The organism is Pseudomonas sp. TE3911, assembly GCF_054062775.1.
In genome coordinates this window covers 3082519-3098052 of the sequence record NZ_JBSSFP010000001.1, presented here as the reverse complement: position 1 = coordinate 3098052, position 15534 = coordinate 3082519, and the positions used below count along the sequence as shown (strand labels likewise).

At 53.3% G+C, this 15534-nt stretch carries 11 protein-coding genes and 1 pseudogene; 9 read left to right on the top strand and 3 right to left on the bottom strand.

The features are described from left to right. Positions 1-51 precede the first annotated feature (51 nt). The 3 genes from ACVWXD_RS13840 to ACVWXD_RS13830 all read right to left on the bottom strand — a co-directional run bounded on the left by ACVWXD_RS13840 (position 52) and on the right by ACVWXD_RS13830 (position 3949). Positions 52-1293: an OprD family porin gene (locus ACVWXD_RS13840; protein ID WP_183701864.1), complete on the bottom strand. Its 1242-nt coding sequence runs from the start codon at positions 1291-1293 to the stop codon at positions 52-54. Between the two features lie 210 nt (positions 1294-1503). Then, positions 1504-2433 (bottom strand): dihydrodipicolinate synthase family protein, encoded by a 930-nt coding sequence (locus tag ACVWXD_RS13835; RefSeq protein WP_183701862.1) that lies wholly within the window; start codon positions 2431-2433, stop codon positions 1504-1506. A gap of 124 nt (positions 2434-2557) precedes the next feature. Continuing rightward, positions 2558-3949 carry an MFS transporter gene (locus tag ACVWXD_RS13830; protein ID WP_068580949.1) on the bottom strand — a complete coding sequence of 464 codons (1392 nt, stop codon included), beginning with the start codon at positions 3947-3949 and terminating at the stop codon, positions 2558-2560. 1052 nt (positions 3950-5001) lie between these two features. Here ACVWXD_RS13830 and ACVWXD_RS13825 point away from each other — a divergent pair. The 9 genes and pseudogenes from ACVWXD_RS13825 (at position 5002) to ACVWXD_RS13785 (ending at position 15313) form a co-directional block, all read left to right on the top strand. Beyond that, a complete protein-coding gene (locus ACVWXD_RS13825) occupies positions 5002-5841 on the top strand; it encodes an IclR family transcriptional regulator (protein ID WP_183701860.1) in 840 nt (279 codons plus the stop codon). Between the two features lie 779 nt (positions 5842-6620). After that, positions 6621-8009: a PepSY-associated TM helix domain-containing protein gene (locus ACVWXD_RS13820; protein WP_183701858.1), complete on the top strand. Its 1389-nt coding sequence runs from the start codon at positions 6621-6623 to the stop codon at positions 8007-8009. 15 nt (positions 8010-8024) lie between these two features. Continuing rightward, positions 8025-8213 (top strand): DUF2946 family protein, encoded by a 189-nt coding sequence (locus ACVWXD_RS13815; RefSeq protein ID WP_457371128.1) that lies wholly within the window; start codon positions 8025-8027, stop codon positions 8211-8213. A 12-nt stretch (positions 8214-8225) separates the two neighbouring features. Continuing rightward, positions 8226-8492 (top strand): annotated as a pseudogene (locus ACVWXD_RS13810) (hypothetical protein); the annotation flags it as partial. A 237-nt stretch (positions 8493-8729) separates the two neighbouring features. Then, entirely contained in the window at positions 8730-10754 is a 2025-nt protein-coding gene (locus ACVWXD_RS13805; protein ID WP_183701851.1) for a methyl-accepting chemotaxis protein, read from the top strand. A gap of 354 nt (positions 10755-11108) precedes the next feature. Then, positions 11109-11411 (top strand): transposase, encoded by a 303-nt coding sequence (locus ACVWXD_RS13800; RefSeq protein ID WP_060549947.1) that lies wholly within the window; start codon positions 11109-11111, stop codon positions 11409-11411. A gap of 44 nt (positions 11412-11455) precedes the next feature. Beyond that, positions 11456-11818 (top strand): IS3 family transposase, encoded by a 363-nt coding sequence (locus ACVWXD_RS13795; protein ID WP_457371127.1) that lies wholly within the window; start codon positions 11456-11458, stop codon positions 11816-11818. Then, positions 11819-12244, top strand: coding sequence for an IS3 family transposase (locus ACVWXD_RS13790; RefSeq protein ID WP_457371126.1), 426 nt, complete (start codon positions 11819-11821; stop codon positions 12242-12244). 99 nt (positions 12245-12343) lie between these two features. Next, entirely contained in the window at positions 12344-15313 is a 2970-nt protein-coding gene (locus ACVWXD_RS13785) for a DEAD/DEAH box helicase family protein (RefSeq protein ID WP_183701848.1), read from the top strand. The last annotated feature ends 221 nt before the right edge of the window (positions 15314-15534 follow it).

Here is a 15534-nt window from a genome sequence, read left to right as displayed (position 1 = left end):
TTCTATCATTCGTACACTATTAGTGTTAATCCGTAATTGGATAATTATCTATTAGAAAACGTCTAACGGGTAACTGACGATCAACCGATTTTCATCGTAATCACTGGCGTTGAAATTCCGCCTGATGCTTGAATTCCTCAAGCGAACAGATAGAAATTTGAGCTTTCCGCTCTGGACTACGTAGCCCAACTCCGATTCTCGTACCCACTCTGAACCATCATCAACATTTTTTAGTTCCACGTTGTCACCGTGAACGTAGCGTGTCATGAAATTCAAACCAGGAATTCCGTAGCCGGCGAAATTGAGGTCATAGCGAACTTGCCAGGACCGTTCCCGGGGATTGTCGAACGCATGGTTAAAGGTGTTGTTGGCCAAATAGATACCGCCGGTTCCTCCAATACGCATCCAACCGGTATCCCCCGAGACATTTTGCAGTCCTAGGCTGATCGCATGTTCAGCCATGTTGAGGCTAAATAGCGCTGACACAGTACGGTTATCCAACTGACCGGCTTTCGCACTTCCTGAGTCTTTACCCCAGAAAAAACCAAGGTTGGAGTTCACCGATACCCCTTCAGTCAGTTGCCATTTCTGGTTCAGCCCGAGGTAGTGCTGTTCATAGATGTCTTTCAGCTCACCAGACCAAAGCCTGACCGTTGTATTTTTGGAGGGGGAGCGATAGTCGGCGCCGAGAAACTCGAAAGAGTCTGATCGAGCCGAGCCAAAGGTGAGGTCTTCCATCGAGGAGTCATTGCGCAGACTGGTTTTTTTCAGGTCGCCTGCATAGAAGGACCAGTTTTTGAGTTCTTGCGAAGCAATCTGGGCACCGCGAAAAGTCTGCGGCAAGGCGCGAAAATCATCCGCTGTAACAATCGGGAAATTGGGCATCCACTCGCCTACCTTCAACTCCGTATTCGAGAACTTTGCTTTGACCGCGACGCCGAGTCTCCCAAAACTCCCCGCAGGCTCCCCGTCGGCGTCCTTTGGCAACAGCAGCGCACCATACCTTCCTGCGCCTCCATCGAGCTTCACTGCGTATTTCCCCAGCACGTCAACCCCAACTCCCACGGTGCCTTGGGTAAAGCCGGATTTGAGGTCGAAGATAAAACCTTGCGTCCACTCACGAGCCTGGCTTTGTGCAACACCAGGCGCTGTGAAGTTGCGATCAAAGAAGAAATTTCTGAAGTTCAGAGTAGCGGTTGTGTCATCCACAAAACCCTGAGCCAGTGCGTTGAAAGGTAAAACCAAAGCGGGAATGAAAAACACACGAGTTGCGCGATTATTCTGAATGTTCAAGACCTGTCCCCTGTTGTTTTTATTGAAGGGCAATGTCGGCCTGTCATCACCAGTTGAGCGGGCTCAACGCCGCACTTCCGGGAAAACGGCTCGAATGTAGGTGGAGAAGTATCCGGATCGAGTGATGCCAAGGGCCTGATGTGCAGGCCTTTGGCATGTGGTTCACCTCAAAGCCGCACCTTTGGAGTACGGCATCAATTTGGCTCGTGGTCAGATCAGACCAGCGCTGCGCAATGCGTCTGCGATTTCCTTGTCGGCGCCTTCTGCCAGTGGCAGTAGCGGCGAGCGCACGGTGGCATGGTCCAAGATGCCACGGGCAACCAGACCATGTTTCAGGGCTACTGTGCCTTCCATGTGGGAACCGCGGTGGTAGACGTTGCGAGTAACTGGCAGCAGTTTGTCGTGGATGGCGCGAGCAGCGGGGTAGTCGCGACGCTTACCAGCAGCGATCAGCTCAATCAGCGGCTCTGGGGTCAGGCTGCCGTAGCCGACCAATGCGCCGTCTACGTCGAACATGGTGTGCAACAGGTATTCGTCATGGCAGGTCAGGATCTGCAGATCGGGAACTTCACGACGGACTACCGGGATCTCGGTGTCCCAGCGACGCATGTTGCGAACACCGTTTTTCATGGCGAACACGCCAGGTTGCTTGGCAATTTCCAGTTGAGTTTCCAGGTCGTAGGTCGCCTTGGTCACGTCTGGGTATTGGAACAGGATCAGTGGCAGGCCACTTTCTTCGTAGATCGTCTTATAGCGGTCCTGCGCAGCACCTTTCTGATAGCCGAAACGCAGCCAGCCGTGGGATGGATAAACCAGGCCTGCTGCTGCACCATTAGCTACGGCACGCTTGGCCTCTTCAGCGGCTACTTGAGTCCCTTCGCCAGTGATGCCAGCGATGATTGGCAGACGGCCGCCTACCGATTCCTTGAAAGCCTGGATCACACGACCCTGTTCCTCCTGAGTCAGGAAGGTACCTTCACCCGCGTGGCCCAGAACAACCAGTCCCTTCACGCCTTCAAAGCTGCCGAGCCAGGCACCCAGTTTCTGGATAGCGGCATAATCAACTTCACCTTCACGAGTGAACGGCGTGACAGGAGCAGGAACGAGGCCTTTAAGGTCGATAGTGTTTTTAGTGCTCATTTCATTACCTCTGGTTTGGTTAAATTTCGCAAATAACGCATGCGCGGGCGCAAAACACATACTTATGTGCTCTGAGTTTGAAACTAATTCAGTTGTTGCGGTTTGAAATTTATGCAGTTGAAATTTATGGCGATAGCTCTTCCAGAATTCGGCCTTTGGTTTCAATAGCGAATAATGCGGTGATAACGGCTGTCATCAATAACACCGCCGCAAAAATACCGAACACATATTGAACACCCACGCCGGAGACGGTAAAACCTACAATTATTGGACCCAATGCCGAACCCAATCTTAGCCAGGCGCTACCTACACCCGTACCTAACGCGCGTAGCCGAGTGGGATAAAGTTCCGCCGAGTACAAATACAGCGAAAAAGTAACTGTCTGGACCAGCGCATATCCCAATCCGGCCAGTACCAGTATCTTTATTGGTGCCGTTGCGCCTGTGGTGGCCAGTATCGCGAGAGGTATTGCGGCGAGAAACAAGGCACCCATGTACCAGCGGCGACGACCGACCTTATCAATCAATAGTGCACAAATTACTGCAGCAACTACACCCGCTGCTGATGTCATGAAACCATAAGCCAGGCTGGTTTCGAGCGGCAAATGGAAGTGTTGACGATAAAGTGTCGGCAGCCAGGTAATAAGTCCATTAGCGACCATGTAGGAGCCAAACCACATGGCCCAAATAACGAGTGAGCGCTTAAAGTAGATGCCTTTGAAAAGCTCTTTCCAACCCCCTCTGTTATTTATCGCATGCATCTGCGGCACTTCTACTGGAGGTTGCAGTGTCTTGCCTGCTTTGACCGCGCTATTTTCCAGGCGAGTGACAATCCGGTCAGCCTCCTCAAGGCGCCCCTTGGAAGCAAGCCAACGCGGCGATTCGAATAGGAAGAAACGAAGGGGAATCAGCAGCATCGCGGGTACCAACCCCACTGCGAACATTGCTTTCCAGCCGTAGATCGGAACGAGGAAGTAGCCAATTATCCCGGCCCCTACCAGACCAAGCAGAAACATGACTTCGTACAGAAGGAAGAATTTTCCTCGTTTTTTGGAGCCGATCAATTCGTTGATATAGGCGCTCGCGACCGGGACTTCTCCTCCCGTACCGATGCCCTGTATGAACCTGAAAGCAATCATCATCGCTGCGCTGGACGCAAACAGGCAGGCGACGTCCATCGATACGAACAACAGGATGGTAAATGTCAGCACCTTCATACGCCCAATTCTCTCGGCCAGCCATCCAAAGATCAATGCGCCGAACAGCTGCCCCAGATAACCGGCAGAGAGAATCATGCCGATTTGGGTGCCGCTGAGGCTCCACTCTTTGGCCAGAACCGGCATCGCATAGGCAATGGCAATGACTGTATAACCGTCGAAGAAAGTCGCGGCACCAATAATATTCCTGGCCCAAAATACTTGTCTGGTGATGGGAAGCCTTTCTAACCTGGCACTAATATTCGCCTGACTTCTAACTTTTTCTGGCAAGGGCTCAGTTTCAACGTGATGCATCAACATAGCACTTCCTTTATTGTTTTTGCGCTTTTCAGAGCGATAAAAAACTTACCGTCGTAAACACAGTGCAGTGGTGTAGTTTATTCCCAAGCTAATCTTATTTAGCATTACTGGCTAATGCTGGGTGATCAGCTTTTCAGAAATTACTACTTCATGACCGTGTTCACGGCGAAGGAAAAAACGCGAGGACTTTTTTAGCTGAGGTACTGAAAGTGTCGTTCGAGAGCGATGTCGACGGCACTGATTGTATTTCGACACTATTACGGAAGCGGCGCACGTCATATACAGAGCGGGCGCTGTTGAACTGAGTGCGAATAAAGGCTGACCTGGTATGCAAACCGGGCACAGCATGCGGGCGGCATGAGCCAATCGCGGGAAGACGGGCATTTATGCAATTGCCTTGGTCATAGACGACGGAATGTTCGGGGTAGGCATCTTGGTTAGCGGTCTGTTTCATCTTTCGTCGCGCCTTTTTTGTTTTTCGGAATGCGAAAGTTTTTTCTTTCTTGTATTCAGACTACCACCATCAGTTTGCAGGGCCCACACTTTTTTTGACGATCCAACTGCTTTTTTATTCTTTTATGTCATGTTTGCTGCCCATGAAATTCCATTAGGTTTTATAAAGGCTTTGCAGATTTAGGCCGGCCACGGTTGCAAAGTGCCATCTATTGCGCCGATCACATGGGGGTTGTAGAGCACTTAAGAACGCGCTGAATATCCACGCCACCCTGACACTCTCTGGATTTAAGCTATACCAGACACATTGAAGCGAGGTGGAAACGGATGAGTTTTTGAAGCCGCAAATCCAAAAGTTCGACGAATTCGCTTTAGCCGTTCAGATTGCGGATCTGCGGTTGGCTTCTTCGCTGGATCCCTGAGTCTGTACGTCCAGTGAGGCGGGAAAGCTGAAGACGAGGGAAGGCAATAAGTGATCATTTCGCAACTCGGAAACCGGGCGGTGGATAACCGAGTAGGCCAACGCACCGCCAGGTGCTATTCTTTTTAACGGTTTTTCGCATTCCGAAAACAAGAACTACCCCAGATGGATATCGCCCATGGCTCCCAGAAACTCAACAAAAAGCGAACCGACGAACTCTGCTGACGAAGACAAAAGCCAGCGCAGCACTGTTCAGTCACTTGCCAAAGGATTTCGAGTCTTGGAGGCCTTCACTGCGGAAAAAGACGAGCTTACATTGAGCCAGATCGCAGCCAAGGCCGACCTCGACCCTGGCACAACCTACCGTATGCTCAATACGTTGGTGGATCTCGGATATGTTTCTCGTATCCCTGAAAGCAAGCGTTTTTCCCTCACACTCAAGATTCTCAATCTAGGCTTCCACGCAATTGCGCATACAGATCTGCGCAGCCTGGTTCGTCCTGTTCTTAAAGGGCTCGTCAGCGAAATAAGCGAAGCTGCGAGCTTTGCCGTTCTTCAAGGGGCCGATGTGCTCTATCTTGAGCGTGTCAGGGCGGGCATCACTCGCCTGGGAGTAGATATCCGTATCGGTACAACCGTCCCCGCTTGCCAAACAGCAATTGGCCAATCGATCCTTGCGTTTCTGCCTGAGCACGAAGTCGAGCGCATTGAGGCGCTTTCCTTATCCGCATCCTTTAAGAGCAAAGCACTATCTCGACCGCTTTCCGAGGTACTCGAGAAAATTCGAACGGATGGATACATCATTACCGATTCACTTTTCGCTGAGGGACTACGGATTTTGGCCGTCCCGGTATTGGATATCGATGGTTATCCTGTAGGCGCCATCAGTATCGCAGCCCCTGCGGTGCGCTGCACAACCGAGGAACTCGAACGCAGAGCGTTGTCCGTCACATTGACAGCAGCGAAGAATATCGGTCGAGCCCTCCTGGCTAGTGGCAGCGTGAATTCTAGTCCGTGATTAACTCGAAACGAGGTGGTTTTCCATCGAAGCCACCTTGGCGTGAAAAGACTACTTTTTGCTTTGCGAATTGCAACGTCACGGGATTGATGGTGTGTTCGAACAATACGGCGCCAGACGGCGCAGTACCGACTTCCAGCTCGAGCAGTCGCTGGGGCCGGAAGATCTTTGGTTGGTTTGCTGCCACTCTCATACGGGTCATCACACAGCTGTGTTTTGACACAGTTAGAGATGCTAAATTACTCGCCATGAATTTATTCCGAACCCACTGCTCGCCCATCGCCTGGATACTGTACGCAGTTATCTTGTTCAATGGTCTTGCGTGCAGTATCGGTCACGGTCAGATGATGGCCGCTTTTACCGGTAACGCTGTGGCCTCAGGTTCCCACGACGGCCTTGGGATGTCGGACATGCATCGAGGCCATCATGCAGGTGATCACGAGATGCACATGCCCATGGACGGATCTTCAAAAAAAATGGGCGCGTCAGGAAGCATGAAGGCGCAGTCGGGAGACTGTTCGTTTGCCGGAACACTGACGCTGGCAATGATTTTTTTCGTTGCACTGGGCTGGCTGATCCGGACCCGCAGCCCCCGTTTTGTGTTGCCTGGCCTCTGGCACGGGAAGTTATCAAGGCACACGCTCCCGGCACTCAATCCACAGGCCCCTTAACGCCTTTCGTGGAACTTTGAGTATCGCTCGCAAGAGCATCCAATACTGAATTTATAGTCTTCTGGGATGTGATCCCGGTCGGCCGCGTTTACACGTTGGTGAGTCCCTATGTCTGCATCATCTTCAAGCCCGGAGCCAAAGCCGTCCATGGCGTTTGCCGCCTTTCTGAAGCGGCTCCATTTTTACATCGGCGTATTCGTCGGTCCCTTCATGCTGGTCGCGACCTTGAGTGGTGTCGTCTATGCACTGACCCCTCAGATCGAAGATTCGCTCTACGCACATGCCCTGCACACAGACAGCCGTGGCTCCGCTATGAGCTTGCAGGCTCAGATTCAACGCGCACAGGCATCGGCGGGTCCAGGCCTAAGCGTGGCAGCGGTTCGCCCGGCCCCACGGGAAGGGGATACCACTCGAGTTATGTTCAGCGATCCGGGCTTTGGCCCGTCAGAGCATCGGGCGCTGTTCGTGGATCCGGTGAGTGGCGAAATTCGCGGGGACATAAAGGTTTACGGTACTAGTGGTGTGCTACCGCTACGCACCTGGATCGATCAGTTTCATCGAGGTCTTTTGCTGGGGGATATCGGCAGGATTTACAGCGAGTTGGCGGCTTCATGGTTGTGGGTAGCTGCACTCGGTGGTCTGGTGCTGTGGGCAGTTCGCCGTCGTCGGCAGAGCCGTGAGCGCGGCAATGTGCGCCGCTGGCATGCCACTACCGGCGTATGGCTGCTGCTGGGGCTGCTGTTTTTCTCGGCCACCGGTTTGACGTGGTCACAGTACGCCGGCGATAACATCGGCGTGTTGCGTGCCTACTATGGCTGGTCAACCCCGAGTGTGGCCACCTCATTGGGCAAGTCGGCGGCGATGCCGATGCCCGTGGGCGAGCACGCCGAGCATCATATACACATGGCACCAATGGCACAGGCATCCATGGTGGACGCTGCTTTGTTCGACAGTATTCTGGCCAGCGCGCGTGGCGCGCATATCGATGCTGCCAAGGTTGAAATCAGGCCATCTACGAGTAGTGACAAGGCTTGGGTTGTCAGCGAGATAGATCGCAGTTGGCCGACGCAAGTGGATGCCGTGTCGATCGACCCGCAAACACTGGAAGTGGTCGACCACGTAAGGTTTTCAGAATACTCGTTGCCCGCCAAGCTCACCCGCTGGGGCATTGATGCTCACATGGGCGTGTTGTTTGGTCTGGCCAATCAATTGGTGCTGGTGGTCTTCGCCAGTGGCCTGGCGGTCATGGTTGTCATGGGTTATGTAATGTGGTGGCGACGTCGTCCAACGCTTTCTTTGGCGCGCAATCAGCAGGCAACGCTCTTGAACCTCTGGCGCTCATTGACTCCGGGCGCGCAATGGGCCTTGATCCTGGCAGCACTGTCGATTGGCTTTGCGCTGCCCGTACTGGGCGTCAGTCTCCTGGGCTTTATCATCCTGGATTCGCTACTGGGCTATCGGAAAGCTGTGAGCCCCTGTGTCGAAGGCAAGGTGTAATCCTCAAGTGCGCGGATGATGCGTAACAGCCACCTGATCGGAGCATGGCTAAGTCTGTTCGCCATGCTGATGATCTTCGCCGGTCCTCTGAACAGTCAGGGGATCAGCCTTACCCGCGACAAAAGCCAGCCGATGCGAATGGCTGGCATGAGCCAGATGCTTCATCATGCCTCTGCCAACAATCCACGTGATTTGATTGTCTGAGAACAGTGTGGTTGTTGTTCGTTGCTGTTCCAGCACCCCGCACTTGCCGAATCCAACCTGCCCGCGTTGTGGCTACAGGTTCCATCCCCGCAGTATCGAGCTGCCCACTTCATTTCCCAGCTAACCACTGCTCCTGTATTTCCAGGTGCGCAAAGCAGAATTCCACCGGTTGGCTCGCCGACCTTGCGTCGCTGCTGGGGTATAGATGAGAGACAAATGACCTCCAGCACAGATCAATCCGGTAGCGACCTCAGCGCTTCCCATACGAGACTCCCTTGAAGCACTGATGGCTCGGAGACATCACTGCTTTCAAAGCGTTCCTAAGTTGTACAAAAATAAATATATGTACAACTTTTCATAAAGTTCTCAATCTCAATGCCGACAGGATGTCTGAACGTTAAGTACATAAAACGTGATTAGCCGAATGAGCCAGACAGAGCCAGGCATTCGAGAAAACGGAGTGTTCTCAACTACACATTAACTACAAACCATCCCGATCCGGGCTGTGAGAACTCTATGAATATCCTTGCTCCTGCCGTGCACCTGGCTAACCGATTACGCTTCCCCACGAAATTCGGTGTGCTCGCAATAATTGTCTTCATCCCTCTGGTTCTACTCGGTACGCGCGTCATCCATCAGATAAACCAGAGCCTTGAGGTTATTCGCTCGGAACAATTGGGCCAGCGCTATCTGTTGGACGTCACACCTGTACTGCGCTTATCAATGTTGCAACGCGCGTTGACGAACCGCTTTCTCAGCGGTGATAGAACCGCTCAAGCCGATCTATCGGCCAACCAGACGAAGCTGGAGGACGCGTTTTCGAAACTGGCTGGAACCGACCGACAACTCAACACACAGCTGGAAACCGGTGATCGAGTGCAGCGTCTGCACTCTGGGGCGCAGCGTTTGATTGAGCTGGCGAAAGCGGATGCAGACCAGAGCGCCATCTTCGACCACTGGAACGATCAGCTCACCGAGACGTTGAACTTCGTGTACTACGTATCGGCCACGTCGGGCATGGTGCTGGATGAAGATTACGCATCGTTGTTCATGATCGATCAGAGCACCTTGAGGCTGCCACGACAAATCAATATCGTCGGGCAATTGCGCGGGCTGGCCAGCGGGCTACATGACGGGCAAACGTTGAGTGCGGGGGGGCGTAGCGTTATCAAATCGATGCTCAAAAATGAGTTACTCATCCACAAAGAACTTCACCAAAGCCTCGCCCTGTTGCGTCGCAGAGAACCTGCCCTCGCCGATAGTATTCAGGCACCGATCACCAGTGCTTTTGTGAGCCTGGACAGTTTCCGTGCTGACCTCGAAGTATTGATTGACGCACCAAGCGACACCATCACCGGCGTTCAGAACTTGCCGGCCAAGGGCAATGCGGTGGTGGCTCAGTTGTACAAAGCGCAAGACACGCTGCAAGACGCACTTTTGAATGCGCTTGAACGCCGAGTTCAGGAAAAAACGTCGGAACGACTATTCATTCTAGGCATGTTTGTCGTTCTTGGCCTGTTGCTGGTGTATGTGTTCAGCGGCATCTACAGCGCCATGCGTCGCACGATCAACGATGTTTTGATTGCCACCCAACTCATTGCTCAGGGCGACCTGAGCGTGCGAGTTCAAGTGCGCGGCAAAGATGAAATGGCCGACGTGGGCAACGGCCTTAACCATATGGTGCAAGCCTTTGGCTCCTCGCTTGCCCATGTCGAGCGCAGTTCACAATCTGTCTCCGATGCGGCGGAGCGCATTGGGGTGTCGATTGACCTCGCTAAACGGGCGATGAGCGCCCAGCAAAGCGAAACCGAACAAGTCGCTACGGCTATCAACGAGATGACCACCAGCGTTGCGGACGTGGCGCAGAACACCGAGGGTGCTGCCCATGCCGCTGGGCACGCCAGCCAGTCCTCCAACACCGGCCTTGCGAAGATGCAGGAAACCCGCGTGACTATTGAAGCCTTGGCCGATGAGGTAGAGCGCAGTGCGCAAAAGGTTTCGGCGCTTGCGCAACACAGCCAGCAGATCGGCGGCGTTATTGAGGTGATCCGTAACATTGCTGATCAAACGAACCTGCTGGCGTTGAACGCGGCCATTGAGGCGGCCCGTGCCGGTGAGCAGGGTCGAGGATTCGCGGTGGTCGCCGACGAGGTCAGAACTCTGGCCTCGCGCACACAAAACTCAACCGAAGAGATCCGCCGGATTATCCTGGAGCTGCAACTGGCGACAGGCGATGCCGTCGAGCAAATGAAAGCGGGCAAACTGCGCGCTCAGGAATGCATCGAATCCGCTGATCAGGCCTCGACTAGCCTGGATGCAATCAATGACGGCGTTGAGCAAATCGTGGGAATGAACACCCAGATAGCCAGCGCGGCGGTTCAGCAGCACGCCGTCTCGGAGGATATCAATCGCAATGTGACCGAGATTCGTAACGGGAGCGTTGCGCTGATGGAGGGCATAGAGGACAACGCTGTGACTGCGGAGGAGCTCACGCTACTGGCAGGGGAGCTGCGTAGTGTCGTTTCGCGTTTCAAACTATAGCCAGCACAGGGAAGGGGCAACTCCCATTCATAGGGTTCCCCCATTCTTTGCGTACGCGCTTACCGATAGAGCGTTGATTCAATCAGAAACGAAGGAAACCCAAGCATCTTATAGAATCGAATACTGAATAAGGTTTACGCCTTCAGTCGGCGTCCCGATCATATATTTCAATGTCTTAGCCCAATCAAAAAAATTGGGCTTTTTCATGCCTGAAAAATACCCCCACATTTAACCTTCAGCTTCACCCTCTTTGATCAACTTCATACTTTACGCAGCGGCCCTTTGAACTGGCCTAATGATTTTGGACACTTCAATCGGGCGCTATGATAGCGCCCAAATCTGAGGTGTTTGGATATGCGTAAATCTTATTCGAGTGAGTTCAAGCTCAAGGCTGCCAGCATGGTGTTGGATGAAGGTCAGCCGGTTACCGAAGTCTGTGCCAGCCTGGATATCGGCCCCACAGCCCTACGCCGCTGGATCGATCAAGTGCAAAAAGAACGCTTGGGCTCGACTCCGGTAGGGGCCAAGGCGATTACCGCTGATCAACGAGAAATCCAGAGGCTCAAAGCTCTGCTTAGAGAGAAAGACCTGGATATCGAAATCCTAAAAAAGGCCAGTGCTCTCCTGCTTTTGGACGCCAAAGATCATTCACGCTGATCGATGAGCTGGACGAGCAGTACGGCGTTAAAAGGTGTTGCCGGGTGTTTTGGGTCAACCGCAGTAGCTTCTACGCCTGGCGCCAGCGCCAAGGCAGAGCAAATCCCGAACGGGATAAGCTCAAAGCCGCGCTGGTCAGGCACCACAAGGCGTCCAGAGAGTCGGCCGGCGCACGTACTTTGTCCAAGGAGCTACAAACCAAAGGGCATCGTATCGGACGTTACATGGCTCGCAGTTTGATGCGCGAAGCTGGCATCGCTAGTCGTCAGCGCAGGCGCCATAAGTACAAGTCGCCGGGCGTGGAGGCCTTGGTAGCGCCGCACATGCTCAAGCGGAAATTTGACGTGACGGCGGTTAATCAGGTGTGGTGTGGCGACGTGACTTACATCAAGGTCGGCAAGCGGTGAATGTACTTCGCAGCCATTTTGGATCTGTACGCTCGCAGGATCGTAGGCTGGTCGTTCTCGATGATTTCCGATGCCAACCTGACCTGCGAAGCACTAGGCATGGCAGTGGAGCTACGGGGCCATCCTCAGGATGTGTTGTTTCATTCTGACCAAGGTTGTCAGTACACCAGTCATAAATTCAGAAATTTGCTGCTGAAACATGGATTTAGGCAAAGCATGAGCCGTAAAGGCGAGTGCTGGGACAACGCTCCAATGGAGCGTTTCTTTGGCAGTTTGAAGTCGGAGTGGGTGCCTGAAACGGGTTACAAACTCGAACATGAGGCCCGAGCAGACGTGCAGCGCTATGTCTCGCGCTACAACATCAGCAGACCTCATAGCTACAACGACTACCGGTCGCCGGTCTCGAAGGAAAGGTTGGCGGCGTGAACCTTAATCAGTGTCCAAGATTACTTGACCAGTTCACTTTGCCTTCAGTCTTCCTGCGATTAGGATTAGGACTATCTTAATTTCCAGGGAGGGATTGGTATGGCGTTTTTCCGGGAGCAGGCGAGCGCACTGAATCTCTTCCAGCAGCATCGTGAACCCAACCGAGGTTTCAGGCCTGGCCAGTTGGGGGCCTTACATGCGGTATTGGCACACTTTTCGGTGCAAGACGATCCTGCATTGGTGTGCTTGCCTACGGGATATGGGAAGACATCACTGATGATGGCGCTTCCATATTTGTTGAAGGTCAGACGCGTTCTGATCGTAGAGCCAACTGACGCTTTGAGGAAGCAGGTCTCCTCGCATCTTTCCGAGCTTTCCACGCTACGACGCATTGGTGCTCTCCCAGATGATTGCATGTTGCCAGAAGTCCTTCTGCACGTCGGCAGAGTTGGGTCAGTTGCAGAATGGCGATCACTTGAGCGCTATGACGTTGTGGTTTCGACGCCAAGTAGCTCATCACCCATTTACGACCACCCACCGCCTGCAGACCTATTTGATCTGGTGATTTTCGATGAGGCACATCACGCTCCAGCCAACTCATGGATCGCCTACCTCCAACATCTGACGGCATCAAAATTTGTATTCTTGACTGCAACACCATTTCGTAGCGACCACCTCGTCATTCCAGGCAAGCTTATCTACCGATACCCCGTCATGCGGGCGATTGATGAAGGCGCATTTGATCCGGTGACGTTCCGCGCTGTTCCGGTTGATGACGAACTGAACGACACCGAGGTAGACCGAGCTATAGCACGGGTCGCGGTGGAGCAGTTCACCGAGGATAGAGCTAATGGCTACGACCACCGAATATTCGTCAGAGCTTCCAACATTCAAGCGGCCAAGGATCTTGTGCCGCTCTATCAAGGGTTGGGCCTTGCTGTAGAGGCAATCAATAGTCGATTGACGAAGCGAAGGCAGGATCAGATTGAGGCGAAACTTAGAACGGGAGAACTGGATGGCATCGTGTGCGTGGACATGTTTGGTGAAGGGTATGACTTCCCTAAACTCAAGGTCGCGGCACTACATGCTCCGCACAAATCACTGGTGCCAACCATCCAGTTTATCGGGCGTTTTGCGCGTATGGATGAAGCGACGGGAACGCCCACACTCATTGCGCCGACTTCCAGGGTCCAAGAGGCCACCGCTTCCCTGCTCAGGGAGGGGGTAAACTTGGCGCAAATGATCGACGAGGCGGCGCACGATCAAATTCAAGCTAGCGTTCTAGATCAAGAGTTCATTGATAGCCTGCCTGTTCGTAGGCAAGCCGAGTCAGACTACGATGCGGTCTCACCGTTGTCCCTCAATCTTTACGCGCATGTCCGGATTTTTCATTGCGAAGAGATTCCAGATTTTCTTCGTCTGGACTCAACGGTCGGTCGTCGCCTGCGGATTGCGAAGCAGTGGGCGACAGCTGACGGAAGCATTTCTCTGGTACTGACGGCTGACGAAACGCCACCACAATGGATTTTCTCTGATGCGGTTATGGATGTGCGTCACGATGCATTCTTGCTGATGTATTTCCCGGAATCTAAATTTTGCTTTATTGGCTCTACCCTCAGGACAGAGAAGCTCTACCTTTCCATCATGGATGCCGTTTGTCTTGGCCATTGCCGCCCATTGAGCTACGAGGAGACCAGCCGGGCTAGGGCTGGACTGGAAGCGGTGCATTTCTTCAACCTCGGCTTCAAGAGTCAAGCGCTTAACTCCCAAGGTGAGACTTATCGTGTGATGACTGGGCCGCAAGCCGAGCGAGCTGTAACGTCCGGTGATAGCAGGGCGTTTTCACAGGGGCACTATTTTGGTAGCGGCCATAACGGACACATTCGTGAAACCGTGGGAGCGAGCAGCAGCTCGCGTATCTGGAGTAATCAGCGCCTCTCCACTCCAGACTTCGTCGAGTGGGTCCAAACGTTGAATGCGCGGATTTCCGGCGATGCTCCTATCACCGCAACACAGCTGGATCAGGTGCGAATTGCTACCAAGTTACTCCGCCTGCCTGATGTAGTCATTGCAGCCAACTGGCCACGACAAGGGTTCAAAACTAACCCCAGGCTTCGATATCGTGCTGCGCCCCAAGGTCGTGACCGTTACTCCCGGCTGGCTGAATGGGAGCTATTGGGCTTTCAGGTCGAGCCTGGCTTGGGACGCATGGCTTTTTCCGTTGCACACCTCGATGGTGCTGTGGAGATGTGTTTCCATCTCGGTGTGGCAAGAATGTTTACATGTGCTACTCCTGGAGCCTCTCTTGAGGTTGAGTCTGCTCACGACAACTGGATGCCACTTGACGAATGGTTGTCAGAGTACAGCCCAGTTTTTTATGCCGCTGATAGATCGTCCTTCGAGGGCATGAACTTGATGGCGCCGCCACTCCTGCAGACACAGGGGCTGGCCCCTGGTGACGCAGCGTCTATCGATTGGAGGGGATGTGAGATTCGCGTCGAGTTTCTACCGAACGACAATTCTGCGACGACCGTCGCGCGTCGCGAAGAGTTGGGTGGGCTCGTAACGGTCCAGGAGCATCTGGCTCAACATTTGCTCAGCCTGCCGGATGTACAAGCTATTTTTTATGATCATCGGACTGGCGAAGCGGCTGACTATATCTGCATTACTCGCGATGCGAGGGGCGAAGTGAGTGTCGACTTCTACCACTGTAAAGGTGCTGGAGGGCCAGCAAACGGCGGGCGAGTAGGGGACGTGTATGAGGTTGCTGGGCAATTAGTGAAGTGCGCTTACTACTGCGATGTACCCACATTGCTGCAACACATGGCGGACAGAATGAATCCGGCACGCCACTGCGCTCCTTCATCATTCGTCATAGGCACCCTGAGAGATGTCGAAGAATTACTCAACGCAACCTTGGCAACAAAGCTAAGTTTTTGCGTGGTTGGAGTCCAGCCAGGGATCCGCAGGACAATGGTTGATCAGCGTCTAAGTGATCTGATGTCGTTCTGTATCGACTACGCGAGAGGGGGAGGGACGGCCAAGGCTTATTGGTTAGTAAGCGAGTAAAACACGACTATTCCCATGATCTTGAGTGGCCGATAGTTCGATCTTTTGATCGGACTGTGGAGGGGGCGAGGTCTTTAGACCTGCCCCTCCGCCGAGCTTTACGCATTTGAGTATTTCGCAGCCAGGGCACGCCAGTGTTGAGCGATGCCACTTCTGCCGGATATCCCTGTTGGTGAAAGCCGGTGTTCCAGGAATAGGGTTGAGGCTGATTTTTCCTATCC

What these genes read in the sequence shown, in the direction of transcription:
- ACVWXD_RS13835 (WP_183701862.1), bottom strand. Translation starts at nt 2,433, where the DNA reads ATGAGCACTAAAAACACTATCGACCTTAAAGGCCTCGTTCCTGCTCCT.
- ACVWXD_RS13830 (WP_068580949.1), bottom strand. Translation starts at nt 3,949, where the DNA reads ATGTTGATGCATCACGTTGAAACTGAGCCCTTGCCAGAAAAAGTTAGA.
- ACVWXD_RS13825 (WP_183701860.1), top strand. Translation starts at nt 5,002, where the DNA reads ATGGCTCCCAGAAACTCAACAAAAAGCGAACCGACGAACTCTGCTGAC.
- ACVWXD_RS13820 (WP_183701858.1), top strand. Translation starts at nt 6,621, where the DNA reads ATGTCTGCATCATCTTCAAGCCCGGAGCCAAAGCCGTCCATGGCGTTT.
- ACVWXD_RS13815 (WP_457371128.1), top strand. Translation starts at nt 8,025, where the DNA reads ATGATGCGTAACAGCCACCTGATCGGAGCATGGCTAAGTCTGTTCGCC.
- ACVWXD_RS13805 (WP_183701851.1), top strand. Translation starts at nt 8,730, where the DNA reads ATGAATATCCTTGCTCCTGCCGTGCACCTGGCTAACCGATTACGCTTC.
- ACVWXD_RS13800 (WP_060549947.1), top strand. Translation starts at nt 11,109, where the DNA reads ATGCGTAAATCTTATTCGAGTGAGTTCAAGCTCAAGGCTGCCAGCATG.
- ACVWXD_RS13790 (WP_457371126.1), top strand. Translation starts at nt 11,819, where the DNA reads ATGTACTTCGCAGCCATTTTGGATCTGTACGCTCGCAGGATCGTAGGC.
- ACVWXD_RS13785 (WP_183701848.1), top strand. Translation starts at nt 12,344, where the DNA reads ATGGCGTTTTTCCGGGAGCAGGCGAGCGCACTGAATCTCTTCCAGCAG.